This is a genomic window from Vibrio campbellii CAIM 519 = NBRC 15631 = ATCC 25920 (assembly GCF_002163755.1).
Classification (GTDB): Bacteria; Pseudomonadota; Gammaproteobacteria; order Enterobacterales; family Vibrionaceae; genus Vibrio; species Vibrio campbellii.
Genome location: NZ_CP015864.1, coordinates 1058184 through 1084648, shown reverse-complemented (window position 1 = coordinate 1084648; position 26465 = coordinate 1058184). Strand labels below are relative to the sequence as shown.

The window sequence follows — 26465 nt, the reverse complement described above, 5'->3', positions numbered from 1 at the left end:
AATAGAACATTACTATGAAAAATATAAAAGTTGCAGTCGTCTTCATCGCTGGTATTAGCCTACAAGCTCATGCCAACAACTCAGTTGACATCACCAGTAGCACCCCTGAGGGAGTGCATACAAAGTATGAATCTGCTCATCAAGTCCGTGATCGCATGGCGTCGTCTGGTTTTACGCTGCATCGTTGTGGTATCCAGTCTATCAAGAAAGGCCACATGGCTGATCAAGATATGGAAACCCCACACAGCCAGATTACTTGTATGTACTCAAAACCTGGTGCGCAAGTTACGGATGAATCTGAAATTGCTTATTGGCACTTAAACGTCGTTTACGATATGAGCAGCCAGATGTACAAAGCAGGCATCGAGTTTACCGATATCTATCAGACTCATATCTACACGCTAACACCGAGCTACCTTCTAGATGCTGCTCCTAACTTTCATCAGCAAAGAGCAAGCCTTCAGTCATCTGGTAAGAGCGTTGGTGAGTGTGACTTACAGCAGATTTACTACTTTATGAAGCCGACAGAGGCAACGTATCTTTCGCATGTTGCGACTTGCCCAGTTTATGCCTCAGAAGGTGAACTATCAGGCCACCTGAATGTTGCTATCGATTATAACTCTGAAAGAAAAGGCTACACGGAAGCTAGTGTTGGCTTTGAATCTCTTTAGTCTTTTAGATTAGTCAGTATTCAACCTTTCGCTTTATGCACCAGTTGATGACTGGTGCATTTTTAACTCTGCTGAGACTCTCTGGCTGCTTTGTTTGTCTGTGCGAAACTTAAAAAAATACCCTAGCCTGCATTGGCTCAGGCTAGGGCGAAGCTCAGTCAGAGCGTTAAGGATTGCAAGAGCTACTATATATGCAATTGGTTTAATATTCACTATCTGTCATCACACAACTAAACCTTTAGGGTGATGGAATGGTTAGTACGGTCGCCAAAAAGTGTATGTTTTTGGCTCAAGTGCTCTTTCGTACCGTGCTACCACCCAATATTTTAAACGAGATAAAAAACCACAAGTAAAATAATGATATTGCTATTTATTTATATTGTAGAAAAAATTTCTTCATATTATTTTATTTGTGGAAAATAATTTTATCCAGCAGGTAAAGAACCCTACAAATAGCAAAATGTTTCTCGAGGGAAGACTTTAGAATGTGACACGTAAATCTGGTGATACAAGCCAGTAAATATTAAATAATTTAAGTAAGTCGTCGTCATGAATTCAAAGTCTTTTATATTTTTGCTCTTTTTGTCTGTGTGTTTGATCTGGGGAACCACTTGGTTCGCAATGGAAGTCGCATTGCACTCTATTCCCCCTGTTCTTGCCACAGGTATGCGTTTTTTCCTTGCTGCACCTTTGCTGTTTGTGATGGCAAAAGCATTCAAACAACCTTTGATGTTCCCAAAAGGTAAACGTCATTGGATTTTTATCGTGGCTGTTTTGTACTTTGCGATGCCGTTTACGCTGATGATTTACGGAGAGCAATACATCTCGTCGGGTCTTGCATCGATTATTTTTGCCAACATGCCGGTTGCGGTGATGCTAATGTCTGGCCTGTTTTTGGGGCTGCGTTTGGCGCGTCACCAAGTGTTTGGCTTGTTGACGGCAGTGGTAAGTCTTTGTCTAATTTTGGGCAACGAGATGCAACTGGGTGGGGAAGATTACTTACTAGGTACGCTGTCTTTAGCGCTTGCGGTGGCGATGCATGCGGTAATGTATGTGTTAGTTCAAAAGTACTGCAAGGACATTCAGGTGTTGACCTATAACGCGGTGCCTTGCTTTATTGCGTCTCTGCTACTGTTCGCTTTATCGGCAGTATGTGAGCAAGTTGATGTAGCGGCATTTACTTACGACTCAGTCCTAGCGGTGGTTTATCTTGGCTTTGTGGCAAGTGTTGGCGGTATTGTGGCTTACTTTAAACTTGGTCAGGTTTCGACACCGTTTCAAGCTTCGATTTGTTTTCTGATTTTCCCTTTGGTCGCGTTATTCCTATCCGCGTTTATTAATGGAGAAATGCTTTCAGAGCAGTCGATTATCTTAATGCTACCTCTTATGTTTGGCATTTTGTTAACCAAAGCACCTAAGAAGCTTTTCAAGTTACGCTCAGTGGCAGTACCCGCCGAGTAACACATAGCAAGAGGCTCTCATGGGCCTCTTTTTTTTTGCCCTGAACTCGCAACACCCCCTTCTTTTATAAACACTGCAGTAAACGGCGAGGTAGCGCGGTTTTATCCATCCAGTGATTTGGAATCGACATTGGCGTGTCGTAATAACTTGCCCCAAGAATGGCACCGAGTGGAATGGCTCGACCACTTGAATCGCCGCCACAGTATATGTTCTCACGCATGGTGGTTTCGTAACTTTCTGAGTTCATCAGCAAATGACAAATCACCACAAATGAAGCGCCTAAACCGCAATGCATCCCAACGGACTCCGCAACGCTGGTGGCACTTCTTCCGCTCATGGCTTCTGCTCTTTTGATGTCGTTCGCGATAGTCGAAGATATCGTCTGAGCCGCTATTACACATGCTTTTGGGGCTACGCCTTGTAGAGCGAGTTGAATCATCACTGCGATAGCTTGTGCATACATCACCGCGGTGTCGTTGTTGTTGGTAACCCGCACTGCAGAATCGACCAGTTTAGCGAGTTTGTCATCATCGGAATGAAAAGCCACCAACGACGGAATCTTAGATAATGTAGGGTTTTGTGTGTCGTCAGCCCCACATAGGGTCACACGCAGCTCTTTGGCTTCCAACTCATAAATGTTGAGCATTGTTTGCTTAGTCGGTTTGTCTGTATAACCCTGCCATTTACCACCAAAATCAAACCATTCTCGAAAGGAGCGAATGTAACGCGCCTCGTCGTAGTGTCCGGTTTGAACTAGAGCGTCTAACATGGCAACAAGCTGTGCACCATAGTGGGTGAGGTCACCGACTTGCTTGCTACCGTGGGCAAAATAACCTTTGTCATGGTATTCAGTTCGGTTAGGTTGATGAAATTCCGGATGCGGAGAACCAAACTGCCTGATGAGCTATTGATCGTAAAGCCAATGAAATCCGAGAGATGCTGCATCACCGACGAGTGCGCCGATAATGGCATGAAGAGAGCGAGCGTTTCTATGAGTCATCTTGCCACCTTTAACAACAGGGCTACTCAATAAGTCTTACACAGTTTCTTGGTTTTGTAGGGAAATGTTTCTTTTTTGGAGCAAGACTATAGCGCTTAATTAACCATTTTTTACTAGGGTTAAAAAGACTAGGGTTAAAAGCAAAACGCCCCGCGAGTGGCGAGGCGTTGGTTTTAGTGGCGTACTATCAATAATAACGATTAGCTGTAAGCGCGTGCGACAAGACCTTCACAATCCAAAGTGACCTGTTTTGCGTAAGCCGGAATGAAAACTGATTGTCCTTTTTCAACTACGCATGTTTCGCCGTTAGCGTGAGTTATCACAAGTTTGGTATCCAGAGGCATAAGGATCTCAGCGGTTTGAACTTCTAGAGTGCGCTGGTGAACTTGCTTAACGATGGCGAATTTGAAATCGTCGACAGGAATTGGGTATTCCAACATATCGTCGATTTCATTCGGTGCGAGCAATAGGCTGTCGAACGGCTTCTCATTGAAGCGTGTGCATGCAACAAGCTCTTTCACGTCCATGTATTTTGGTGTCAGACCAGCGCGTAGTACGTTGTCTGAGTTCGCCATGATCTCAAGACCCGTGCCTTTCAAGTAAGCGTGTGGCGTTTCTGCATCCAAGAACATGGCATCGCCCGGTTGTAGGGTAATCACATTAAGCATCAGTGGTGCAAACAAACCAATATCGCCAGGGTATTGCTTCTCTAGTTCAAGAATCAGGTTGAACAGAGGTAAGTCGGTGATGCGAACTTGAGCCAATAGCACCGTCAACGCCATCTCTTTCTGTTCGCCCTCTAGTGACAGTAGACCCGAGAAGAAGGTTGCTAAGCCCGTTGGCGTTTGGTTTGTGATTAGATCATCCACTAAGCCTTGTAGCTCAGGAATCGCCAGTTCAGAGAAGAAGCTGATGATTTCACTTGTTGGACGGAAGCCATTCATCGCTTGGTATTCGGTTAGCGCGTAAACCAACTCAGGTTTGTGGTTTGGATCTTTGTAGTTACGGTTTGCAGCGGTTAGGGGAATGCCTTGTTTTTCTTCCAGAGCAAAGCCTAATTCTGCTTGCTGTTTGTTTGGGTGAACCTGAATCGACAGTGCTTTCTCAGCGGCAAGCACTTTAAACAGGTATGGAAGTTCACCAAAACGGTTTGCGACTTGTTCACTCAGAAAGGCATTCATGTCTTGAGCAATCAGTGAAGACAGTTTGGTCTCCTCACCGTTTACCATCACCAATGAGCAACCGTTTGGATGCGCGCCCATCCATACTTCTGCTTGTGGTTCGCCCGTTGGGTTTTCAATGCCAAACAGTTGGTTAACAGAAGTAGTACTGCCCCAAGCGTAGTTTTGAATTACGTTGTTCATCAGGAAAAACATCGGATGCGCTGCTTGAGTTTGAATCGTTTGTGTATCGGACATCGTTAAATCAGACATAGAGTGTCACCATGAGAGAAAATCATGGCTTGGGCGACATTGCCCAAGCCATAGGAGCCATTCGGGGGGAGGGGAAATTAAGCGGCTGCTTGCATTATTTTTGCTTTGCGAACTTTCTTCAGAGTTACACACGTTACTGCAGTAACTACTGCGCCAGCTGCCATACAAATCAGAGCAAGTACTGGGTGGTTCATTGCGCCAAGTAGAGCGACAACTGGACCGCCGTGAGCAACACTGTTGGTAATGCCGAATGAGAACGCCATTACTGCCGCCACCATTGAGCCAAGTACGTTTGCTGGAATCACTGACATTGGATCTTGCGCTGCGAACGGAATCGCACCTTCAGAGATACCAACTAGCCCCATTGCGCCTGCTGCTTTACCCGCTTCGGTTTCTGATTCTTCGAACAGGTCGAACTTACGACCCAGTGCCGTTGCCAGTGCCATACCTAGAGGTGCAACTGGGATTGCACACGCCATCGCACCCATGAACTTAGTTTGACCGCTCGCAATCATGCCCACAGAGAATAGGAATGCGACCTTGTTGAATGGACCACCCATATCGAAGCCAGCCATACCACCAAGTACGATACCCAGTAGAACGACGTTACCTGTGCTCATGCTCGTTAGCAGCGCAGTCAAACCGTCCATTAGGCTTGCGATTGGCGCACCGATAACGAAGATGAATAGACCAGCGATGAATAGCGAACCTGTGATTGGCGCGATCATGATTGGCACTAAAGGTTGAATGAATTTGTGGTAGTTAATCGACGTAATCCACTTCACGAAGTAACCCACAAGCAGACCAGCGATGATGGCACCGATAAAGCCTGTACCAGCTTCTGCGCCATAGAAAGAACCGTTGTTTGCAATCCAACCACCGATCAAACCAGGAGCTAGAGCAGGGCGGTCAGTAATCGCGTAAGCAATGTAACCCGCTAGGATTGGGATCATCAGCGTAAAGGCAACTACACCAACGTTGAGGATTTGGTTCCACATGCTGCCTTCAGGAATAGCCATACCCGCTTCACTTGGCTGACCACCGACGGCAAGAGCAAGTGCAATCAACAGACCACCCGTTACAACGAATGGGATCATGTGTGACACGCCGTTCATCAAGTAGCGGTACAGGTCAGAGCGAGCCAGAGAGGCTTTGTTTGCAACAGACGCTTGTGCATTGCTGCTTGCTTCTGCTTGGTATTCTGGAGCGCTTAACGCTTCGTTAATCAGACCTTGAGTATCGCGAATAGGGGCTTTTACGTTGGTTTTTACCACGCGTTTGCCCGCAAAGCGCTTCATGTCGACTTGCTTGTCACATGCCACGATGATTGCGTCTGCACGCTCGATTTCTTCTGCGGTTGGGCTGTTTTTCACACCGATTGAACCGTTCGTTTCAACCTTGATTTCGTAACCCATCGCCGCTGCACCTTTCTCTAGCGCTTCTGCTGCTAGGTAAGTGTGCGCAACGCCCGCGGGACAACCAGTAACACCAATGATGAAGCCTTGGTTTGCTGGTGCGTCTGCCACTGGTTGCGGCTCTTCTTTAGCAAGCAGGAGTGCCAGTGCGTCTTGGCTGTTTGTTGCACCTAAAAACGCATCAATGAAACCAACTTCAATTAATTTTGAAGACAGCTCTGCAAGTACTTCGATGTGGTGGTTATCGCCACCGTCTGGAGAAGCGATCATGAAGAACAGTTTTGAAGGCAAACCGTCTTCCGCGCCGTATTCGATACCTGATTTGCTTACGCCGATCACAACCGCTGGTTCGATGACTGCTGCACTTTTTGCGTGTGGGATAGCTACGCCATCTTCAAATCCGGTATTACCTAATTCTTCACGTGCTTTTATATCTGCAAGAAATTGCTCTTGGTCTGAAATACGACCTTGGGCGTGTAGAACTGCAACCAGTTCTTTAAATACGTCTTCTTTCGAAGTCGCTTGAAGATCAAGCTTAATCAAGTCTTCATTTATTAGTTTGGTGATCATTGTCGAACCCCTATAAATATAATTTTTATTTCAGGGGTATTTTGAAATTAACCAAGCGGAGACAGTAGTGAAGAAAAAATGCATTTACTGGACGATTGTAACCGCCCGACTAGAGTGTGATGTAGATCGTCTGCTGGATAAACTTACTGCATATCTGTGACATTGTGTGGAAGTCGATGAACCATAAGTGAAATGTGTTATTGCTCCCGTATATAAGGCTTTAAGAGCTTTATTGATGATTTACTAGACTGGATAATTGATGCGTTAACTGGATTTTTGTAACCTTAAAATGGAAGTGTGATTTTGCTCAATAGCACAAAAATCCAGTAGGGTGTATATCTATGGGTATAGCATCATGGATGCGTGTTTAAGAGTACGTAAAATGATTTTTCATGATTTGATTTCATCAGTATTAAACGAGCGAGAACCATTTCACAATATATGGTTTGCTGGTGATTTTCATACACCACCTGAATTTAGCTATCAGGTTAACTTCCCTCGATTAGAATTAGTCTTGTCTGGTGAATATATTAATGAAATGGAAAGTCATGATCGCAAAGTGACGCATAACGTGGCGAAAACCAGTGATGCGATATTTATTCCGCCTAACTGTTGGAATAAACCTGACTGGGATACAGATTGCTCGGTATTAAGTATTCTCTTTGGTCGCCGTCAATTGGGTTTGAGTCTCGTGTCCAAACGTAAAGGGGAAGCGAGCTTTTACGATATCCAAAAGCACAGTATTCAAACTCGTTCTGGATTTGCCATTGATAATATCTTGGAAGCGCTGAGTTCATTGGCTCGTGAGTGCAATAAGAAGCCAATGGATGAGTTGCTGCTGCAAGCCTTGTTGCAATACGCTAAGTCGATGTTAGATGCGCCTATTGAGACGCAGGCACACAGCCGAGTGCAAGATCTGTATCAGGGCATTTGTATCTACATCCAAGAGAATTTCCACCGCCCAATCACGCGTAACAGTATTGCGTCGAGATTCAGCATTTCTTCTAACCATTTGTCGCGTTTGTTCCGTCAGCAAGGTCACATGACGTTAGCCGATTACATTACGTGGGTACGGGTAGACCGTGCGAAGTTTATGCTCAAGAAATATAACTTTAAGTTGAATGAGGTATCGGTGCGTTGTGGATTCAAAGATGTGAACTACTTCTGCCGAGTATTTAAGAACCGAACGGGCAGAACGCCGACGGAATATCGCGGTTCAATCTAGAACAGTAAAGACTAAGCAAGCAGCCTCGACATGGCGTACATCAGAAGCGCCTGCAAGTCGACGCTGCTTTTTGTTAGCAGTAAACGTTCAGCCATTTGGTCCGTCAGCAGGTTACGAGTTAGGTTGGTTGCTGCAATGATGTGTTCGCGTGTGGGTTTCGATGGCATTACTAATGCTATAGCAAGATGCACTTCACCCATTTTGGATGCCCAATCCATCGGGATCTCGTTAGCGATCACTGCGATAGAAATGTGGTCTACACCTTCGAACATCACATGGGGCAGGGCAATACCCGGAGTTACTGCGGTTGAGGACCGCTCTTCACGTTTGATAAAGGCGAGAATGAGTTCGTCTGGGTGAATCGGATGAATAAGCTGTGCTAGCCCTTTCAAGCACTCAAACTTGGTGAGCTCAGTGTGCGCTTTGGCGTAATGCCATTGTATTTCACACGGTGGGCAAATCTGGGGAAGTCGCTCCGCAAGTTGGCTTGAGAACTCGTAATTAATGTGGGAGCCGACAACTGTAAAGTTCTCAGCAATGATGTCTTTGATAACGAAACAGGCAAGCTCGGCATCAATACCGATGGCAGTGATTTGACACAGGTCGCCTTGCTGCAAGCCGACCTGTAAAACCGCGACTGACTTGGTGAGTTCAGCTATGCGGTTTTGGGTTATGTTAATGATGTGTATGGTGCTTTTGAACTTTTTGGCGACGCGATTGAGGGGCTGCGCTACGTGAGCACTGGCATTAATATCTTCGACAAAAAAGGTGATTTGGTATTCGTTCATCAGCACAGCGTATCATCGACAGTGCACGAGGAACACTTTATCGACATTGAGTAACACATCTTCAATTGGGATTTGGACTTTGTTGGTGCCTTCAAAGCGGGCTGGCTGCTCAATCTCAATATCGGACACAATTAAGATACGATCCGCCTGTGCAATGTCGTGGGGAGTGAGCTGATTTTCAATACCCATCGCACCTTGCGTCTCTACCTTAATTTGTACGTTATGCTTAGGCGCAACTTTCATTAGCGCATCTGCCGCCATATAAGTATGAGCAATGCCTGTAGGGCACGCTGTCACCGCTACGATTTTCATGTTCTATCCACTTTGTTTTTTTGTGGACTTTAGCATAGTGGTCGTCGGAAGGATGGATTTAAAGCAGATAATCGCAAGAGCTCTATCACAGTTTAAATCTCATGTTACATTAATCCAGTTAATGCACTTTTTGTCCTGTATTGGAAAGGACGAGTGTTGGTTACTCTGTACACAGTCATAGATGGAACAAATAACTCATGACTCACGAGCGTGAACATTGCAAGGTACAAACAATGGACATATTAAACCTTATTGAGCCGGAAACCATTTGCTTGGATTTGCAGGCTCAAACCAAAGATGAAGCGCTCAAAGAGCTCGTCGGATTGTTGGACGCGGCGGGCAAGCTCACTAGCAAAAGTCAGTTCTTGGCGGACATTTGGAAACGAGAAGAGATTGGCAATACCGGCTTTGACGAGGGTATTGCCATTCCTCACGCCAAAAGTAATGCAGTCGCTAAACCCGCGGTCGCAGTGGGCATCAGTCGAAAAGGGATTGATTACGGCGCTGATGATGGCGAACTGTCTGACGTATTTTTCATGCTGGCTTCTCCGGATGGGGATGACCATCACCACATCGAAGTCTTGGCACAAATTTCCACCAAAATCATTGAAGATGGTTTCGTCAATAAGTTAAAAGCGGCGGAGTCGGTGGAGGAAGCTCGCGAGCTACTTACTGATATTCAATCAAACGCGAATGACTCTGGTATCGACCCTTTAGAGTTTGTGTCTGAGCCACTCAGCCTTTGGGCGCAAAAGCTCGGCAGAATGAAAGAACACTTGCTGTTTGGCACCTCTCATATGATTCCGTTTATTGTCGCGGGCGGAGTATTATTGTCTCTGTCTGTGATGATTTCAGGCCATGGCGGCGTTCCGGAAGAAGGTATTCTGGCAGATATCGCTGAGATGGGTATCGCTGGCTTGACGCTGTTTACCGCGGTATTGGGTGGTTACATTGCCTATTCGATTGCGGATAAGCCGGGTTTGGCTCCGGGCATGATTGGTTCGTGGATTGCGGTCAGTCACTACAACACTGGTTTCTTGGGCGCGATTGTGGTCGGATTTTTCGCCGGCTTTGTGGTTTGGTTACTGAAGAAGATTCAATTGCCGGACAGCATGAGTTCGCTCGGATCTATCTTTATCTACCCACTGGTTGGTACGTTTGTCACCTGTAGTGCAGTGATGTGGGTGATTGGCTCACCGATCGCCAGCGCAATGACGACAATGAACGATGTACTTACAGGTATGGCGGGCTCAGGTAAAGTGATGTTGGGCACTGTACTGGGCGCAATGACCGCGTTTGATATGGGCGGTCCTATCAACAAAGTGGCGACCTTGTTTGCTCAGACACAGGTGAATACTCAGCCGTGGTTGATGGGTGGTGTCGGTATTGCGATCTGTACTCCGCCACTGGGTATGGCGTTAGCGACTTTCCTATCGCCAAGTAAGTTTAAACGTGATGAGCGTGAGGCGGGTAAAGCGGCGGGCATCATGGGTATGATTGGCATCAGCGAAGGGGCGATTCCGTTTGCTGCCGGTGACCCAGCTCGCGTCCTACCTGCGATAGTTGCTGGGGGCATTGTCGGTAACGTGATTGGTTTTACGTTCCATGTCATTAACCATGCTCCGTGGGGCGGCTGGATTGTACTGCCAGTCGTTGACGGCAAGGTCGGCTACATTGTCGGCACAATCGCAGGCTCGTTTACCACAGCATTGATTGTTATTGCGCTTAAGAAGACGGTCACAGAAGACGACAGTCCGGTTGGTCAATCTCAAGCTTACACCTCTGTGCAAGGCGAGGGTGAGGCAGACATTCTTGCCGTGACGTCTTGTCCATCAGGTGTGGCGCACACCTTCTTAGCGGCGAAGTCATTAGAAAAAGCAGCCTGTGCGTTAGGCATTAAGATCAAGGTCGAAACACAAGGGGCGAACGGCATCATTAACCGAATCACTGACAAAGATATCGCCAAGGCGAGGTCTGTTATCTTCGCTCACGATGTCGCCATTAAAGAGCCGGAGCGATTTAGAAAAATGAAGGTGCTGGATGTCAGCACTAAAGACGCGATGCTCAATGCCGCAGCACTGTTGCAAGCGAAAAGAATCCCTTAAGTACATAGCCCCCAATTAAGGCTATCTGCTAGTTAGCGCCATCATTTTTGATGGAGCGTTTTTTATCCCTGCGAAAAGTTCCGCTATGTTTTTGGTTGGACTGGTTGAGGTAACGGGTGCAATTTTGATGTTAATTGGCTTGTTATCGGCGAACAATTTGTTAAGTGCGATAGGTGCAAGTTTTATTGTTTTCACCTCCGTTGGTGCGATGCTTTTCCATTTTCGTTTTGATACTTGGAAAGATGCGACTCCGTCAATGGTGACGCTTTTATTATCACTTTTGGTGGCTTCGCCTTTAATTGAGTTTGTTGCACTTATTTAAGACGAAATTATTGCAAGTAATGTTCTGAAATCTTTAGTAACATGTTTCAAATATTAGCTGTTTCAAATAGTAATAGTTTCAAAACGTCACTTATTTCGAATTCAAGGAGGCTTGCAATGGAAAAACTAAGAGTAGCATTTATTGGTCTGGGTGTGATGGGATACCCAATGGCTGGTTACCTCAGTAAAGCGGGCTTTGAAACCAAAGTATACAACCGCACAAAAGCGAAAGCCGACAAATGGGCTGAAGAATACCAAGGCGTGGCTTGTGAAACACCACGTGAAGCAGCAGAAGGCTGTGATATCGTTTTTACCTGTGTGGGTAATGATGATGACGTTCGTAGCGTTGTTTACGGTGAAGAAGGCATTCTGGTCGGCTTGAAAGCGGATGCAGTGTTAGTGGACCATACAACGACTTCTTCAGACCTAGCGGTTGAGCTGGCTGAAGCGTGTGTTAAGCACGGCAATCACTTCATTGATGCGCCAGTTTCTGGTGGTCAAGCGGGTGCAGAAAATGGTGTACTAACCATCATGTGTGGTGGTGAACAAAGCATTTTGGACCGTGTGTCTCCAGCGATGGATGTGTACGCGAAGCAGATGACGCTACTGGGTGAAAACGGTCAGGGCCAACGTTGTAAGATGGTAAACCAAATCTGTATTGGTGGTGTTTTACAAGGTCTGAGTGAAGCTTTGCTACTGGCTCAAAAATCAGGCTTGGACATCGCTCAAGTTGTAGAAACGTTGAAGCATGGCGCTGCAGGTTCATGGCAGATGGAAAACCGCGCAAATACGATGGCGGAAGATAAGTTCGATTTTGGCTTCGCTATCGATTGGATGCGCAAAGATTTGGGTTTCTGTCTGCAAGAAGCAGAGCGAGTGGGTCTAGAGCTTCCATTGACGAAGAAAGTGGATGAGCAATACGCAGACCTTCAACGAGATGGTTTAGGTCGCATGGATACATCAGTACTGATCAAAGCGGTCGCTAAAAATCAGTAGTTGATGAACCATTAATAGATAAACAGTTCTTTGGTATCAAAGAGCTTAAAGAAATCTAAGCTAATCATAATGAATCTCCTTGAGCATGGTTTGTGACTAGTGATTAATGATTTGAAATCAGGAGGTGCTGTTGGGCACCTCCTTTTTTATGTCTTTTAATCACACAGTGTGATGATTACAGCGTTCGCTTAATTGCTTAAGCCTAGCGCAATCTCAAGACCTTTGCCGTACGTTTCGTCTGCTTGGTATGCGTGTTGAACGTGGCGCTGTTGGATGAACTCTGGCACACCGTCCATTGCGCGAGCTGTGTTGTCGAACAGAATTTGACGTTGCTCTTCACTCATCAGACGGAATAGGGCACCCGCTTGGCTGAAGTAGTCTTCGTCTACACGGTGATCGTAGTGATCAGCGTTGCCGTTGATGCGTAGAGGTGGCTCAGAGTAATCTGGTTGCTCTGCCCATTCTTGTTTGTAGTTTGGCTCGTAACCTAGTGTTGAACCAAAGTTGCCATCAACGCGCATCGCGCCATCGCGGTGGTAGCTGTGAACAGGGCAACGAGGTGCGTTCACTGGGATTTGATGATGGTTCACACCTAGACGGTAACGCTGAGCATCGCCGTAAGCGAACAGACGACCTTGTAGCATCTTATCTGGAGAGAAGCCGATACCAGGTACGACCGCTGCTGGGTTGAACGCTGATTGCTCAACTTCTGCGTAGAAGTTTTCTGGGTTACGGTTCAGTTCAAACTCACCAACTGGGAGCAGTGGGTAGTCTTTTTGAGACCATACACGTGTAAGGTCGAATGGGTTGAAGTTGACTTCATCCGCTTCTAGCTCAGGCATGATCTGTACGTACATCTTCCATTTAGGGAAGTCTTGGCGCTCAATCGCTTCGTAAAGGTCACGGTGATGGCTTTCGCGGTCTTTACCTACGATCGCTTCTGCTTCTTGGTCAGTCAGGTTCTTGATGCCTTGCTGAGTTTTGAAGTGGAATTTCACCCAGTAACGCTCGTTTTCTGCGTTGATGAAGCTGAATGTGTGGCTACCAAAACCATGCATATGACGGTAAGAAGCTGGGATACCACGGTCACTCATTACGATAGTCACTTGGTGGAATGCTTCTGGTAGTGATGTCCAGAAATCCCAGTTGTTGGTAGAACTACGCATGTTAGTGCGAGGGTCGCGTTTTACTGCGTGGTTTAGGTCTGGGAATTTTAGTGGGTCACGTAGGAAGAATACTGGTGTGTTGTTACCAACCAAGTCCCAGTTCCCTTCTTCAGTGTAGAATTTTAGTGCGAAACCACGGATGTCGCGTTCTGCGTCTGCTGCACCGCGCTCACCAGCTACAGTAGTGAAGCGAGCGAATAGTTCTGTTTTTTTGCCGATGTCAGAGAAGATCTTAGCACGAGTGTATTTTGTGATGTCGTGCGTTACTGTGAACGTACCGTAAGCACCAGAACCTTTTGCGTGCATACGACGCTCAGGGATCACTTCGCGGTCAAAGTGTGCCAATTTTTCAAGGAACCAAACGTCTTGTAATAGTTGAGGGCCACGAGGACCTGCAGTCATAACGTTTTGGTTATGTGCGACAGGGCAACCTGCTGCTGTAGTCAATTTCTTGCTCATTTGAATTTCCTTGCAATAGTGATAATAAATCTTGTCTTTTGGGTGAATCCGAAAGTTATGCGAGGAGAATAACGCTGCAATCGAGAAGAAAAAAACTGTTATTAGCAATCAGTGTGATAGGTGTCACCTATGCTTTAAGTGTTTGTTAATTAATGGCTTTGTGTCAATTAACATTATTTGTCGTGTGGATTATAAATGGTATTCAGGCATGTTTGGTGTGAATGGTTTCTGCCTATTTCAAAGATTCCCGAAATAGACAGAAATTCTCAACGGTTTGAGAAGGTCTCAACTCGATTAACCGAACTTCACTTCAAGTTCTTCTGCTTTGGTAAACGCAGGATGAGTAGCGAGCTGTGCACCATAACGTTGGATGTTTGGGAAGCGCTCAATGACGCCAAACTTGTTTAGGACATCGACGACAAAAGACATCATGAAATCCGCGCCTGTTAGTCGCTCTTCCACAAAGTAGGTTTTCCCTTCTAGGCTTTGATCAACGTAGCCCATGACTTTCATGGTTTCCGCATCGGCGTAGTCCGCAAGGAAATTGGTCTGTGCGCCATCTTTAGCAACAAACATCTTGAGCAGCAGGGGAACCATTGCTAAGCTCTCTGCAAAATGCAGCCATTGAATGTACTGCGTGTAAGCTTTGCTGCCACGTACTGGTGCAAAACGTCCATCTGCATACTTTTCAATTAAGTATTCAGTGATAGCACCAGACTCTGTAACGATCTCGTCGCCATCTTCCAATACAGGTGACTTGCCGAGTGGGTGAATGCTCTTGAGCTCAGGTGGCGCAAGGAAAGTGACGCTGTCATGAAGGTAAGGCACGATCTCGTAATCCACCTCCAATTCTTCTAACAACCAAATGATGCGTTTTGAGCGAGACTGATTTAAATGATGCAGTTTAATCATAGAAGAATCCTTTCTTATACAGGTTGATTGGTTTGAATAACAAGCTTGCCGAAGTTTTTGCCTTCCAGTAGACCGATGAATGCCACTGGCGCGTTTTCTAAACCTTCTACTAGATGTTCGCGATAGTGGATTTTGCCTTCTGCTAGCCATTGGCTTACATCTTTGACGAAGCTTGTGTAGCTTTGCTCGTAGTGGTCAAAAATGATGAAGCCTTGCATCTTGATGCGTTTAACCAGAATGTTGCCCATCAACATCGACATACGATCTGGACCTTCAGGTAACGCTGTCGCGTTGTATTGAGAAATCAAACCACAAAGTGGCACGCGAGCGCCGACATTTAGCAGAGGTAATACCGCGTCAAAGACTTTACCGCCTACGTTTTCAAAGTAGACATCAATACCTTTGTCGCATGTTGCTGCTAGTTGCTCTGCAAAGTCACCTGCGGTGTGATCAAGACATTCATCAAAGCCTAGGGTCTCTTTTGCGTACTGACACTTCTCTGCGCCGCCTGCGACACCGATTACACGACAACCTTTTAGCTTACCGATTTGACCAACCATAGAACCCACCGCACCAGTTGCAGCTGCGACAACCAAGGTATCGCCAGCTTTAGGCTGACCAATTTCCAATAAACCCACATAAGCGGTAAAGCCGGGCATACCAAGCACACCAAGGGCATAAGAAGGATGCGTCGGCTCACTGCCTAATTTAAACAGACCTTCGCCGTCAGATAGCGAGTAATCTTGCCAGCCTGTGTATGCCACAACCCATTCGCCAGTTTGGAAATCAGAGTTCTTCGATTCCACCACCTGACAAACGGTCCCGCCAACCATCACCTCGTTTAGCTCTACAGGATCTGCGTAGGATTTGCCTTCATTCATACGGCCGCGCATATATGGGTCAAGAGACAGATACACGCTGCGCAAAAGCACTTCACCTTCACTCGGAGTAGGGATGGCAGTTTGTTCTAAACGGAAGTTCTCTGGGACTGGCGAACCTTTTGGACGGTTAGCCAATACGATTTGACGGTTGAGCGTTTGGGTCATGGTAAGTTCCTATATTAATTATTAGACCAGTCGTCTAGTTTTGATTCCTAAAAAATCCGCCGTACTTTTTGGGTAAAGATAAGGCGGATTAAGTGTGGTTCGTTATTTGCCTTTTAGCATACTTTGAGTGCTCTCAAAGCTACGCATTAAACCGGAACGATCCTGATACAGTTTGTTGAGTAAGCTTGCGCCAATCCATTGATGGTAAATCAAGTGGGCGGTTTGTTCTGCTGACTCAACTTGGATTGAGCCGTCTTCAATGCCCGCTTGGACACAATCTTCGATGGCTTTCACCACTTGAGTGGCACCCGAAGCCAATTTTTCGCGCATTGCTTCTGAAAGATCAGAGACTTCAGCACTCAACTTCACGACCAAGCATTTGTTGGCGTTACATTGGCCATTTTCAATCGCCATCCAGCGTTCGAAATAGTTCAAAAGGCGGTCGCAACCAGAGCCTTCACTTTCAGTAAAGTGGGCTGTGATCATCTTAAGGTAGCGAGAGAAGTAATCTTCAATCAATGCCTCACCAAATTGCTCTTTCGACTTAAAGTAATGGTAGAAAGAGCCTTTCGGCACATCCGCAGCCTTTAAAAGTTCTGAGAGCCCAACACTGGTAAAACCTTTGGTCACTACCAATTGGTAGCCGACATCGAGAATGTGTTGGCGTGTATCGTTCGTTTTTGCGTTCATGAGCAATACTATAAAAGCGATTAGACCAGTCGTCTAGTAAATTATGGTTCTTACTTGATCAGCTCGTACTCAATGACATACAGCTCATCGATGTTCGGGTAGATCTCACGGATAAGCTCTTTCAGTTTTGGCAGTTCAATCGCTTCTTGTTCTGCGTGGAACTCGTTGATGTCATCAAACTTCAGTGGTGCAACTGATAGGATTTTGATGTCACATACTTTGCGGTCTGTTTCTAGGGTGAACACTTCCACTTCGGTGTTTGGCACGTAGTGGCTTTCTGATTCATCACGAATCGTGATCGTCTTTTTACCTGCGGTGATAAGTGGTGTTAGGAATTCAAAGAAGGTGATTTTAGTTGGATGTGAAGTCATAACCGATGCTCATATTAATCGAATAGGGCAAGAGTATATCACGCCCGTGTGAAACAGGCGCGTTTACGTCATTTAGAGTGCAGAGTTTGTCGATAAACTTATTGATTAGAAAAGATTTTTATAAACTTGGCAAAAAAATAGCCTGAGATAATACCAATCCAATTTGTACTTAAATCTTCAAAGCTAAAAGAGCGAGAGGGGATAAACAGTTGGCTAAACTCCTCAAGAGAAACGATACATAACAAAACAATCAACAGGCGGATACCAAACATGTCTGCTTTCGTTGCTTTCACCCATTTAGGAAAATTAAATACAGCAAGAAAGCCGATTAAAAGACTAAAGGTGAAATGTAACGTACTCGAACCGCCAACATAGTTCTCCATGCTTTGATACAAACTATGGTCGATATCGGAACTCTTCCAAAGTGATAAAGAGACAGTAAGCAGAAGTACTAAGATAAAGCTGTATCGAGCAATGGTATTGGTCATATTCACCCCACGGGAAAGAAGCCTAAGTAACGTTTCACAAAATACAATGCTGCAAGGTTTTGAATAGCTAGGCCAACTGCGATCGCCCAAGCCGCACCAAGCACACCGTGTGACTGAGAGAGCACTATCAGCAGCGCAATAGAAATGACACCGGAGACAATAGTGATGTATTTCATTGTTTTCTCATGACCACTCATCAGCAATAGAAAGCCAACCGAACCAGTGGCAACATTAATCAGTTGCCCTAATGACAAAGTAATAAGCAGTGGTGCGGCAGCAATAAACTCTTTGCCAAATAACTGCATAACAAATTCTGGGAACAGTACGCAAATAATCACGGGGATAATCGCAGCAGCGATGTTGGCTCTGCAGGCAAGGCGGCTGAGGTTTCGCAGGCGATCCATTTTTCCTTCTTTATAGAGAGAGGCAAACATTGGGGCAACGACAAAGTTAATTGTGATGAGGACAAAACCGATCAGCAAAGAGGTACGCTGTGCAGCAGCAAGAAGCCCAAGCTCAGAGGTAGAAATAAAAAAGCCTGCGATCACTAAGCTTCCCCATTGGACTAAATTGGTGAAGATACTTCCAATCCAGACTTGTTTCGCTGAATAGCTAAGTTCACGGTTTACCGCAGTTTTCCCATGCTGGTATTGACCTGAACGAACCCACTGATGCGTCGACAATAACGCAATAAGCGCTGCTGCTATTAATAGAAGTGCCATCAAAGTATCGGTCGTTATCGGCAATGTTTGCTTGGCTGCAACAATCAAGACCACCATCAGAAAGCTAACACCGAGTTGCAGAGCGACAAGAGAAGCAATGACTTTCCTGCTGGCTTGTAGTACTCGACTGTTGGTTTGACCGATAACAAGGAGAGGAATAGCCGCAAGAGAAACGGCAAGCGAGAAGGTGGTCACTTGAGTGGTATTGAGTTGTTGTGGAAAAGAGATAAATGCGAGATAAATTAGAGCACAGGCTGCAATGCTAAACAAGAGGCTACGAACTAAGGCGATGCGATAGTTGTTACTTTGCTCCGTTCTGTCTTGGTTTTTAAATGCAATGGCATTGAACTTCACCAGTGAGATATTGAAACCAAGCTGTGCAATAACCGCGATAAGGGAGGCAAGGTTGAACAGATAAAAGAATTGTCCAGCTGTCGCTGCATCAGAATACCTTGAGACCACAAGCGTCAACAAAAAAGCGAAGAATGCAGCAAGTGCTTTAACGATCCCTGTAGCAGCGCCAAGTGAGAAGAATTGCTTCTTTTCACTTGGTAGGTTTTGGATTTTTTGGTTGATGGATTGAAGCATGGAACCCTCTAGCTATAAATGCTGTTGAGTGCTAGACGTTGTTTTTCTTCACTAAATGCATCATTGAGCCCAATTGTGTATCGATGGAAGTCGATGTCGTGGTAGTGATTGATACAATGGCTTATCTGTTTGGCCATTTCTTCTGGAGTTGCCGCTAAGAAAGGATAGTTAAGATCCTTCGTGGCACCGATAGAGCGAATAACCATAGGTAAGTGTAACTTTGCGGCTTCCAAAATAGTGAGAGGCATGCCTTCCCAGGCGGCTGTGTGAAGATACAAATCCGCGTCTTTGAGTAGATTCACGACGTCATCGCGAGGAATCATTCCGGTTACCGTAATCCCCTGTGTGCGAAGCTTATTTTCAAGCTCTGCCTCACCACCGCCAATCCAAGTAATGTTAAATTTCCGCGCCAGCTGTGAAGGGTCAATATGATTCAATGTATCCAGTAAAAACTGAGGATCCTTTTGTGGCGTCACGCGGCCAAGTACCACAAGTTTTAGCGTGGTTTGTTGTGAGCTTTGTGGACGCTCTTCACTGTCATATGTCACGTAATTGTTTAGTAAATCAGCACGTTTAGCGCCGATGCTGATGGCTAAATCACACTCGCGTTGGCTGCAACCTGCCACCACATCAATCCTGCTGATTGCCACTTTTTCTAATGTTTTGTAAACCTGTTTAGCAAAACCGGAAATGTCTTCCCGCTCAAAAGCGTAACAATGAGGCGTATAAACTAAACGTGCTCCACCGAGCTTTAAAAAGCGACCTAAAAAGCCCGCTTTACTTGAGTGTAAATGAACAATATCTGGTTTGAGCTCAGCGATAAATGCGTTGGCGTCTTTCATAAATTGCAGCAGATTGCCCTCAGCCCATTTTGCATGGCTAAAAACATGGTTGCTCGATTCATTGGTCATGTCGTTCGGTCGCGCGCGTGCGAGCAGTGAATGTTCATAAGGCTCTGAACGTGATGAATGGACATAGCTGTAAAGTGCTGTTTGAACGCCTCCACCGAAGGCTTCAGTAATATGTAGTACTTTTTTCATCACGAGTTCGTCCCTGCTGTTTGTTTCCACTTGTCTTTAAATGCCTCGCGTTCCTGTTCTGAGTAAACATGGCGATAGAGGGGCAGGTCGTACATGTAGAAAAGCTTCGAGAAGTCGTAGTGTTCTTTAAAGTACTGATGGATGTTGGAATACCACTTGTTCTTTGCTTCATTACTGTTTTTAAGAACGAAGTCATCAAGCTGAAGAAACTCACCAATCTCTTGATCGAGTGAACTAAGTTGTTCGCATTTAATTAGGATAACGCTGGCTCGTTCGTTATTGAACGTATAGAAAGGCTGAGTATTATCAACTTCTTGCCTAAGAACATCGATGCCAAAGTTACGCTTAAGTTCATTATCGAACCAGTTAGCGAAGTAATTCAGGTTTATATAGTTATCGAAGCAGTGCTCTAGATGTTTGTAGGTCACATCCATATCACGATGAATAGCATCATTTTTCTTCCCTTCAATAAATTGAAGGTGTAAGTCTTGGAAGAAACGAGAAAACACGGTCGCGATAGGGTCTCGGACTAGTGTGACGATCTTAATATGTTCACGCTTTTGAAGAATGCGCTTACGCTTATTGAGCACTAGGCGATACATGTTGCGGCTCTTAAAATCAAAAAATTTGCTCACGTCCTTTTTGTTGTGATACATGTGGAACTCTTCATGATCATCAAAGGTATGGATGTGGTAGCTCGGGATCTTTCTTTCGCCAAGAGTGTGCTCAATAGATGACGAGCCCACTTTGCCCATTTGATACACCAAAACAAAATTGTCTGCTTGAAGTTCTCGGTTTTTTTCAAATTGTCGAGAGATTGAATATTTCATTTATCCTATCCTTGATAACTTTAATGTCGTTATTCCGCAGCGTTATTAATTGTCAGTTATTGGCGGAATCGGTAACTCAGATTGATGGTTATGATCAGCTTGTTTTTGATGTTCTGTCTGACGACTATGATGCCGTTTTTTACTGATCATGACGGGTAGTAAAAGTATTAAAATGATGGTGGTATTCACCGCGACGAAAAACACCATGATTAGTGCATAAATGGAGAGTAAGAGGCTTTTTTTATTGTCTATCAATGTATTGAAGCAAAATTTTATAAATAGAAAGTAGCCGCCAAACAACAAAGCAATACCAAGTAATCCATATTCGATCGAGGTATCGAGTATGAAGTTATGGGTATAGATGGCTAACTCATCATAATTGAAATAGTTGATCATATAGTTGGGTAACATCTTAGCGCCAACACCCAAAACTGGATGCTCAAGCAAGATATCGAGACCATTTGCTAACAGCAATTTACGGTGTAAATTGGAGACCCAACGCGCTTCACTTTGATTAGCAAACAGGATGTCTTCTTGGGTGATTTCAAGCTTGTCTGCGAACTGATCAAATCCAAAATAAAGAGTCGCAGAGATGGTTGCTAATACGATCAACCCACCAACAAGCAGCACTGTCCATGTGTAAGTTTCGCTGAGTGTTTGTTGTATAAGGCGCCTGAGAAACAAAGTATCGATAAAGACCAACAAACAAAAGCCAAGCAATGCCTTTCTTTCTTGGGATAAAAGAAGAAGTACGAACGCAAATAGCATCAAGACAGGAAATGCACGAATGCGATCACGGTAGAGGTAGAGTAGGGAACAGAGCACACCAAACGCGTATTTGCTCACGCCGAGTAGCTTGAATCCACTTTGATACCCTTGCGCAAAGTGCCAGGCGGCGACAAGACTACATATCACCAGCAAACAATAAGTAAGATAAACCATCACGCGTTCATCGTCGAAGGCTCCATAGGCATACAGCAGGCCGAGTAAACCGAGTATTGCTACCCACTGGACGGTTTCAGTCACTAACGGTACGAGCTGAACACGATTCAGCATGCCATTGATGAACACATAGCTAGTAAACAGCAGCAAGAAACCAATACAAGGGTGGAACAGCTTGTGGGTTTTTCCTTCAAGAATAATCAAGGCGACAAATCCTAGTGACAGTAAGCTTGCGATATCTGACGGTGCGAGAGCAATACCACCAAGTCCTATCTTTATTGGAACAAAAAATAGCGCGAGAGTAATCGCTGCAAACAGCGGTACAAGGTTACTTGCTGGTGCAGAGCTGTTGGTAGAGTCCATAGTACCCGTCTCGGAATTTATCGATGGTGTATAACTTGGCACGATTCACTGCGTATTCACTGGCGCTATCGTAGAGGTCAACGGCATTGCATAGTCGAGATATTTTGTCTGCTAGTTGCTCTGATTCACCGACCGTGAACAAATATTCATGGCTGCCCATCACTTCATCTAACCCCGGCACATCTGAGGACAGCACAGGTAAGCCTGCCGCCATCGCTTCTACAGCCGCAAGGCCAAAACCTTCAACATGGGATGATTGAACATACACGTCCATGCCAGACAAAAAAGCGGGGATATCGGATACCACACCGTGGAAATGAACACGATCGGCAATATTGAGGCTCTGAGTGAGAGATTCGAGTTCACCGCGTTTCGCTCCGTCTCCAGCTAAGTGGAGATGATAATTGGTAGGAAGAAGGGCAATCGAGTGGATTAGCGTCTCATGATCTTTATGTTCATGAAGTCGCCCGACCATTCCGATATTGATGGCTGATTTCCCCCTTAAGAGGCTTCCAGACTTAGCCACAAGAGGGAAGCGAGCGAGGTCGACGCCATTATGGACAACACGATATTTATGCTCAAAACGAGGCATGAATTTTACCAGTTCTTCTTGGACTTTTTCACTGATGCTAACCGTCAGATCGTGCCCACGATAAAGTAGGTATTCCATAAATTTAAATAACGGGTAGTCACGACGGCGGTTGTATGAACAGTGCTCGGTTTGAATGCGCTTTTTACCAATGGCAAGCAATGCCAGATAGATAGATGGGTACAAGTGCCCATGCACGAGATCTGGCCAGCGTAGTAAAGACCATTTCTCTTTAATCGTCAGGGCCTGCCAATTAAAGCACTCGATGCCATGAGAGGTGAGCTGTGCCAAATAATCGTTGTCATCGCAAAGTACGAGGACTTTGATTTCATACTCCGGTGAGTGTTCCATCACCAAGTCGACGAGAAACTTCTGTGCGCCACCGTTCTTTGATAGGTCATTGATAATATGCAGTATTTTCTTCTTCATGACTCAGTCGATAGATACTTTTGTTTGAACTGTTCGATTTCAGGCTCAGCAAAGAAATGCTTGGTCAGTTTTGATGACAGCATCTCCTCGACAAACTCAGGCTTTGGCTGGTATGAATGTTTAAACTCTTTGATCAGAGGGGAATACCACTTATTGTCGGCTTGGTTGTCGTGAACAACAGCCACCTCTTGTTGTAGAAATTCACTAATGGCTTGTTGTGATTGGTCGAGTTTGTCGATACGAATAACCATGAGTGAAAAGTTGTGGTTTTGGTATGTTTGGTGACCCACTGCTTGATCAAAGGGCTGAGCAAAAACATCAATGCCTGTCAGTGCTTTGATTTCATTATCAAACCACTCTAATGGGTATTGATGGTTCACATGTTCTTCAAATGCTTCATGGAGCAATTGAGGGCGCTCTGAACGTACCGCGCTGTCGTCTTTTAGATACTTATCCGCCATCCAAAATGGCAGTGATTGAAAGAACATAGAGATGTTTCTACCAACGGGCTCGCGCACCAAAGAGATAATACGAACCTGTTGCTTACGTTTAAGCATATGGTACATGATGGTTCGTTTGAGTAAACGTTTTATCTGATTCGTAACGGGTTTGTGCAGTTGAGCACGAACGGGTGAAATCTGTTTACTCGCTTGTATCGACATCAGGTCATGTAAGTGAATCGAATTTGGAATGGATTTTTCCAATGCACTCGATCCTACTTTCCCCATTTGGTAGATGAGGACGGGGCGCTCTTGGCTCTTTAGCAACTGATACCATTGCATGCTTTGATTAGTAGGCGTACTTTTGGACATAAAGTGTTTCTCCTTCCTTATTAGATTTTGCCTGAGTGATAAGCGCACCAAGAGATGGTATTGAATGTTGAATTTGTTTGGATAACGCTACGTTAACCAGTGAAGCTTTAGTTGACTCGGAGCGAATAACAGTAATCAACCCATTGGCTTTTTGACCAAGAATAAGAGCATCACTTACCGAAAGCAGAGGTGGGGTGTCAATGATGATTCGGTCATACTTACTCTTTAGGTACTCAAGGAGTTTTTCAAAACGTTCAGATGCCAATAGCTCCTGTGGATTTGGTGGAATAATACCGGCAGGCAACACATCTAAGTTCGCCTCTTCATTTTTGATGATGCATTCACTCAAAGGCGTATCCATCGTTAGTATGTTGGTTAAACCTGGGCTTAATTCTGGAAGGTTGAAGCGTTTTGCTAATGAGGGTCTTCGCAGGTCGCAGTCAATCAGCAGTACCTTTTCCATGGTTGAGAACGAGACAGCCATATTAATACTGGTTGATGTCTTTCCTTCCTCAGGAATGGCAGAAGTAAATGGCAAGATTTTCTGCTTAGAGTTCGTTAGTCTCAGCAATAACGAGGTTCGGACGGAGCGGCACGCTTCGCTGAACAGCTTTTCGTCTTGATCCAAATAAGCTGAGTAGGTAACGCCTTTTTGGCGAAGAGCACGTTTTTTCACCTTCGGAATCGTACCTAAGCAGGTGACTCCGAGCTTGTCTTGAACATCAGAAGAGGTACGAATGACCTCGCGCAGTGTCTCAAGGATGATCACAAGGGCACAAGCGATAGCAAAGCCAAAGAAAGTAGCTATCAGCACGAGTTTCATTCGCTGAGGTGCGATTGGGAACAGCGGCACGATCGCAGGGTCAGTAAATCGAGCGGTGACATTCTTATAATCGCTGGTGGCATTGGTTTCTTTTTCGCGATTCAAGAACGCTTCGTAGAGATCCTTGTTCGATTCAACTTCACGCTTAAGTTGTTCGTATCGCGCCTTTTGCGATCCTAGCATTTGGAAATCAGATTTTTTGTTATTCAGTTCAGCACGAAGCATGTCTTCTTGCGCTTTTGCTGCGAGTAAGTCCTGCTGTTTACTTAACGAAATTTCTCGAATCAATTGTTCAGTTCGTTCTTGTATGGAAGCCAACTGCGCTTTGGCTTGAATCATACGATCATGTTTAGGGCCGTAGCGTTGAGACAGCTCAGAGACATTTTTAGCGGCTTGGGCTTCCGACATCTTTAAATCACGAATTTGAGCTTGGTTTGCAAACTCATCAATCGATAGCAAGCTGTCGATATTTTGTGTCGATTTACGCTTGAGCAGTTGAATTAATGTTTGTGCTTCAATGCGGTTGTTTACAGCGGCGTTGAGTTTACGGTTTAGTTCTTCAAGCTCATTGGCATAGATGTCATCGATACCATTGATATCGATTAAACCTTCTTGCATTAAGAAATCTTGTAGTGCTTGTTCTGATGTTCTTAAGCGATCTTCTAGTTTTTGCGAGTTATTGGTGAGCCATGTTGCTGCATTTTGTGTCACAACCAATTTCGCTTCAAAGTTAGCATCGATATACGCTTGGCCTACTGCGTTCGCTATGGTGGTTGCCAGTTGTGGATCGGTAGAGCGAAAACGAATTTTTACCAACTGTGTATTACGGACCGGTTCAATATCCAGATTTCTCTTGAATGTTTGAAGTGCTTGATAATACGGCTTGGGATGTTGTGAGGTTTCTTTTGGATTCGGTGCGACATGCAATAAATCTTGAACGAAAGGAATCGCTTTAATTTCATCGATTTTTTGCTTAATACCGCTTGAGCTAGTGAACTCTGGATGGTTAACCAGATTCAATTTGGTGATCACTTTATCTGCGATATGGTTTGACTTAAGAATCGCGATTTGAGTTTGAAAGTACTCTTTTTTCGTAGTGTCGACACCGTAAACTTCCTCAATCGAAAGTGCACTTTTTTGCTCTTCTTGGATGAGAAGGGTGGCAGTGGCTTGGTAGACTGATTTTTTCGAGTAGATATACCAAGTACACGTAAGTGAGAAGGTGATGGTGAATGCTAAGATACTCAGCCAGTTCTTCTTAAGGGTTCTAAAATGATGCCCAAAACGAATCAGTGGGACTTGATTCGTAGGGGCTTGAGTAGAATGAGTTCCGTTCATTGAATTGCCTGTCATTAGAAGAAGCTCTGATCGATAAATACAATGTCGCCAGGTTCTACAGAGCGTTGCATACTGACGCTTTCAACCGTATTACCTGTTGCGTGTTGAGTAAGATTAATGCTCTTGCGGGACGCTCGATCCGTTAAGCCTCCTGCTAGCGCGATGGCTTTTTCAATCGTCAATCCCGGCTGGTATTCGAATCCACCAGGCTTTCGGACTTCACCATTTACGTAGAAAAGGCGGAAGCTATTGATTGCCACCATTACTTTAGGATTGATTAGGTAGTCACCTTTCAGTCCTGTTTCAATCTCATACTTGAGCTGTTTTGGGGTCTTATTGATGGCTTTAATTCGCCCTAAGTAAGGGTAATCAAAATAGCCGTCTGAAGTGATCAGGATGTTCTTTATGGAAAGATCTTCCTCACCGTAGACTTGAACCGAGATGGTATCACCAGTATCGAGTAAGTAATCTTGCTCATTGGCACTGGCAAAAGAAGGTGTGCTAAGAAGCACAAGTACTAAGCTAAATAACGTTGCTAGTAAGTTCATTCACATTCCTTA

General features: G+C 45.0%; 23 protein-coding genes and 2 pseudogenes. 6 read left to right on the top strand and 19 right to left on the bottom strand.

Features of this window, described 5'->3' with window-relative positions:
- Positions 1–14: 14 nt before the first annotated feature.
- Positions 15–671, top strand: coding sequence for a hypothetical protein (locus A8140_RS20925; RefSeq protein WP_005529670.1), 657 nt, complete (start codon positions 15–17; stop codon positions 669–671).
- A 549-nt stretch (positions 672–1220) separates the two neighbouring features.
- Complete coding sequence (locus tag A8140_RS20920; RefSeq protein WP_032999968.1) at positions 1221–2132, top strand: DMT family transporter; 912 nt, start codon at positions 1221–1223, stop codon at positions 2130–2132.
- A 64-nt stretch (positions 2133–2196) separates the two neighbouring features.
- Here A8140_RS20920 and A8140_RS20915 read toward each other — a convergent pair.
- From A8140_RS20915 to A8140_RS20905, 3 genes and pseudogenes are all read right to left on the bottom strand, one after another.
- Positions 2197–3132 (bottom strand): annotated as a pseudogene (locus A8140_RS20915) (ADP-ribosylglycohydrolase family protein).
- 200 nt (positions 3133–3332) lie between these two features.
- The gene (gene manA / locus A8140_RS20910; RefSeq protein ID WP_414826143.1) at positions 3333–4550 is read right to left on the bottom strand and encodes a mannose-6-phosphate isomerase, class I; all 1218 of its coding nucleotides are present in this window, start codon (positions 4548–4550) and stop codon (positions 3333–3335) included.
- Positions 4551–4642: 92 nt separating this feature from the next.
- Positions 4643–6550: a PTS fructose transporter subunit IIABC gene (locus A8140_RS20905; protein ID WP_005529681.1), complete on the bottom strand. Its 1908-nt coding sequence runs from the start codon at positions 6548–6550 to the stop codon at positions 4643–4645.
- A gap of 382 nt (positions 6551–6932) precedes the next feature.
- Here A8140_RS20905 and A8140_RS20900 point away from each other — a divergent pair, with 382 nt between their 5' ends.
- On the top strand, positions 6933–7775 hold the full coding sequence (locus A8140_RS20900) for a helix-turn-helix transcriptional regulator (RefSeq protein ID WP_005529682.1): 843 nt from the start codon (positions 6933–6935) through the stop codon (positions 7773–7775).
- 11 nt (positions 7776–7786) lie between these two features.
- Here A8140_RS20900 and A8140_RS20895 read toward each other — a convergent pair whose 3' ends face one another.
- Together A8140_RS20895 and A8140_RS20890 are read right to left on the bottom strand one after the other, a co-directional pair.
- Complete coding sequence (locus tag A8140_RS20895) at positions 7787–8563, bottom strand: PTS sugar transporter subunit IIA (RefSeq protein ID WP_005529684.1); 777 nt, start codon at positions 8561–8563, stop codon at positions 7787–7789.
- Between the two features lie 12 nt (positions 8564–8575).
- Positions 8576–8875: a PTS fructose transporter subunit IIB gene (locus A8140_RS20890; protein WP_005529687.1), complete on the bottom strand. Its 300-nt coding sequence runs from the start codon at positions 8873–8875 to the stop codon at positions 8576–8578.
- A gap of 233 nt (positions 8876–9108) precedes the next feature.
- Between A8140_RS20890 and A8140_RS20885 the strand changes: the two genes are divergently transcribed.
- The 3 genes and pseudogenes from A8140_RS20885 to A8140_RS20875 all read left to right on the top strand — a co-directional run bounded on the left by A8140_RS20885 (position 9109) and on the right by A8140_RS20875 (position 12297).
- The gene (locus tag A8140_RS20885; RefSeq protein ID WP_005529689.1) at positions 9109–10980 is read left to right on the top strand and encodes a fructose-specific PTS transporter subunit EIIC; all 1872 of its coding nucleotides are present in this window, start codon (positions 9109–9111) and stop codon (positions 10978–10980) included.
- A gap of 79 nt (positions 10981–11059) precedes the next feature.
- Positions 11060–11302: pseudogene (locus A8140_RS20880) on the top strand (DoxX family protein); the annotation flags it as partial.
- A gap of 116 nt (positions 11303–11418) precedes the next feature.
- The gene (locus A8140_RS20875) at positions 11419–12297 is read left to right on the top strand and encodes an NAD(P)-dependent oxidoreductase (RefSeq protein WP_005529692.1); all 879 of its coding nucleotides are present in this window, start codon (positions 11419–11421) and stop codon (positions 12295–12297) included.
- Positions 12298–12485: 188 nt separating this feature from the next.
- Here A8140_RS20875 and katE2 read toward each other — a convergent pair whose 3' ends face one another.
- The 14 genes from katE2 to A8140_RS20805 all read right to left on the bottom strand — a co-directional run bounded on the left by katE2 (position 12486) and on the right by A8140_RS20805 (position 26453).
- On the bottom strand, positions 12486–13922 hold the full coding sequence (gene katE2 / locus A8140_RS20870; protein WP_005529694.1) for a catalase KatE2: 1437 nt from the start codon (positions 13920–13922) through the stop codon (positions 12486–12488).
- Positions 13923–14216: 294 nt separating this feature from the next.
- A complete protein-coding gene (locus tag A8140_RS20865) occupies positions 14217–14834 on the bottom strand; it encodes a glutathione S-transferase family protein (RefSeq protein ID WP_005529696.1) in 618 nt (205 codons plus the stop codon).
- Positions 14835–14848: 14 nt separating this feature from the next.
- Positions 14849–15880: an NADP-dependent oxidoreductase gene (locus A8140_RS20860; RefSeq protein ID WP_005529698.1), complete on the bottom strand. Its 1032-nt coding sequence runs from the start codon at positions 15878–15880 to the stop codon at positions 14849–14851.
- A 102-nt stretch (positions 15881–15982) separates the two neighbouring features.
- Positions 15983–16570: a TetR/AcrR family transcriptional regulator gene (locus tag A8140_RS20855; RefSeq protein WP_005529699.1), complete on the bottom strand. Its 588-nt coding sequence runs from the start codon at positions 16568–16570 to the stop codon at positions 15983–15985.
- Positions 16571–16620: 50 nt separating this feature from the next.
- Positions 16621–16941 (bottom strand): N(4)-acetylcytidine aminohydrolase, encoded by a 321-nt coding sequence (gene yqfB / locus A8140_RS20850; protein WP_005529701.1) that lies wholly within the window; start codon positions 16939–16941, stop codon positions 16621–16623.
- Between the two features lie 98 nt (positions 16942–17039).
- Positions 17040–17429: a VanZ family protein gene (locus A8140_RS20845; protein WP_005529703.1), complete on the bottom strand. Its 390-nt coding sequence runs from the start codon at positions 17427–17429 to the stop codon at positions 17040–17042.
- Positions 17430–17431: 2 nt separating this feature from the next.
- The gene (locus A8140_RS20840; protein WP_005529705.1) at positions 17432–18739 is read right to left on the bottom strand and encodes a lipopolysaccharide biosynthesis protein; all 1308 of its coding nucleotides are present in this window, start codon (positions 18737–18739) and stop codon (positions 17432–17434) included.
- An 8-nt stretch (positions 18740–18747) separates the two neighbouring features.
- The gene (locus A8140_RS20835) at positions 18748–19779 is read right to left on the bottom strand and encodes a glycosyltransferase (protein WP_005529707.1); all 1032 of its coding nucleotides are present in this window, start codon (positions 19777–19779) and stop codon (positions 18748–18750) included.
- Positions 19779–20609, bottom strand: a complete 831-nt coding sequence (locus A8140_RS20830) for a putative capsular polysaccharide synthesis family protein (protein WP_005529709.1) — start codon at positions 20607–20609, stop codon at positions 19779–19781. Before A8140_RS20830 ends, A8140_RS20835 begins: the two co-directional genes overlap by 1 nt.
- A 45-nt stretch (positions 20610–20654) precedes the next feature.
- Positions 20655–21914 (bottom strand): O-antigen ligase family protein, encoded by a 1260-nt coding sequence (locus tag A8140_RS20825; protein WP_005529711.1) that lies wholly within the window; start codon positions 21912–21914, stop codon positions 20655–20657.
- Complete coding sequence (locus A8140_RS20820; RefSeq protein ID WP_005529714.1) at positions 21880–22932, bottom strand: glycosyltransferase; 1053 nt, start codon at positions 22930–22932, stop codon at positions 21880–21882. Before A8140_RS20820 ends, A8140_RS20825 begins: the two co-directional genes overlap by 35 nt.
- Positions 22929–23744, bottom strand: a complete 816-nt coding sequence (locus A8140_RS20815) for a putative capsular polysaccharide synthesis family protein (RefSeq protein ID WP_005529716.1) — start codon at positions 23742–23744, stop codon at positions 22929–22931. Before A8140_RS20815 ends, A8140_RS20820 begins: the two co-directional genes overlap by 4 nt.
- On the bottom strand, positions 23722–25920 hold the full coding sequence (locus A8140_RS20810) for a GumC family protein (RefSeq protein ID WP_005529718.1): 2199 nt from the start codon (positions 25918–25920) through the stop codon (positions 23722–23724). Before A8140_RS20810 ends, A8140_RS20815 begins: the two co-directional genes overlap by 23 nt.
- Positions 25920–26453 (bottom strand): polysaccharide biosynthesis/export family protein, encoded by a 534-nt coding sequence (locus A8140_RS20805; RefSeq protein WP_005432020.1) that lies wholly within the window; start codon positions 26451–26453, stop codon positions 25920–25922. The genes A8140_RS20810 and A8140_RS20805 overlap by 1 nt, the downstream gene beginning before the upstream one ends.
- Between the last annotated feature and the right edge of the window lie 12 nt (positions 26454–26465).

Excerpts from the sequence above, each read along its gene's own strand:
- A8140_RS20925 (WP_005529670.1), top strand. The coding sequence starts at position 15 with ATGAAAAATATAAAAGTTGCAGTCGTCTTCATCGCTGGTATTAGCCTA.
- A8140_RS20920 (WP_032999968.1), top strand. The coding sequence starts at position 1,221 with ATGAATTCAAAGTCTTTTATATTTTTGCTCTTTTTGTCTGTGTGTTTG.
- manA (WP_414826143.1), bottom strand. The coding sequence starts at position 4,550 with ATGTCCGATACACAAACGATTCAAACTCAAGCAGCGCATCCGATGTTT.
- A8140_RS20905 (WP_005529681.1), bottom strand. The coding sequence starts at position 6,550 with ATGATCACCAAACTAATAAATGAAGACTTGATTAAGCTTGATCTTCAA.
- A8140_RS20900 (WP_005529682.1), top strand. The coding sequence starts at position 6,933 with ATGATTTTTCATGATTTGATTTCATCAGTATTAAACGAGCGAGAACCA.
- A8140_RS20895 (WP_005529684.1), bottom strand. The coding sequence starts at position 8,563 with ATGAACGAATACCAAATCACCTTTTTTGTCGAAGATATTAATGCCAGT.
- A8140_RS20890 (WP_005529687.1), bottom strand. The coding sequence starts at position 8,875 with ATGAAAATCGTAGCGGTGACAGCGTGCCCTACAGGCATTGCTCATACT.
- A8140_RS20885 (WP_005529689.1), top strand. The coding sequence starts at position 9,109 with ATGGACATATTAAACCTTATTGAGCCGGAAACCATTTGCTTGGATTTG.
- A8140_RS20875 (WP_005529692.1), top strand. The coding sequence starts at position 11,419 with ATGGAAAAACTAAGAGTAGCATTTATTGGTCTGGGTGTGATGGGATAC.
- katE2 (WP_005529694.1), bottom strand. The coding sequence starts at position 13,922 with ATGAGCAAGAAATTGACTACAGCAGCAGGTTGCCCTGTCGCACATAAC.
- A8140_RS20865 (WP_005529696.1), bottom strand. The coding sequence starts at position 14,834 with ATGATTAAACTGCATCATTTAAATCAGTCTCGCTCAAAACGCATCATT.
- A8140_RS20860 (WP_005529698.1), bottom strand. The coding sequence starts at position 15,880 with ATGACCCAAACGCTCAACCGTCAAATCGTATTGGCTAACCGTCCAAAA.
- A8140_RS20855 (WP_005529699.1), bottom strand. The coding sequence starts at position 16,570 with ATGAACGCAAAAACGAACGATACACGCCAACACATTCTCGATGTCGGC.
- yqfB (WP_005529701.1), bottom strand. The coding sequence starts at position 16,941 with ATGACTTCACATCCAACTAAAATCACCTTCTTTGAATTCCTAACACCA.
- A8140_RS20845 (WP_005529703.1), bottom strand. The coding sequence starts at position 17,429 with ATGACCAATACCATTGCTCGATACAGCTTTATCTTAGTACTTCTGCTT.
- A8140_RS20840 (WP_005529705.1), bottom strand. The coding sequence starts at position 18,739 with ATGCTTCAATCCATCAACCAAAAAATCCAAAACCTACCAAGTGAAAAG.
- A8140_RS20835 (WP_005529707.1), bottom strand. The coding sequence starts at position 19,779 with ATGAAAAAAGTACTACATATTACTGAAGCCTTCGGTGGAGGCGTTCAA.
- A8140_RS20830 (WP_005529709.1), bottom strand. The coding sequence starts at position 20,609 with ATGAAATATTCAATCTCTCGACAATTTGAAAAAAACCGAGAACTTCAA.
- A8140_RS20825 (WP_005529711.1), bottom strand. The coding sequence starts at position 21,914 with ATGGACTCTACCAACAGCTCTGCACCAGCAAGTAACCTTGTACCGCTG.
- A8140_RS20820 (WP_005529714.1), bottom strand. The coding sequence starts at position 22,932 with ATGAAGAAGAAAATACTGCATATTATCAATGACCTATCAAAGAACGGT.
- A8140_RS20815 (WP_005529716.1), bottom strand. The coding sequence starts at position 23,744 with ATGTCCAAAAGTACGCCTACTAATCAAAGCATGCAATGGTATCAGTTG.
- A8140_RS20810 (WP_005529718.1), bottom strand. The coding sequence starts at position 25,920 with ATGACAGGCAATTCAATGAACGGAACTCATTCTACTCAAGCCCCTACG.
- A8140_RS20805 (WP_005432020.1), bottom strand. The coding sequence starts at position 26,453 with ATGAACTTACTAGCAACGTTATTTAGCTTAGTACTTGTGCTTCTTAGC.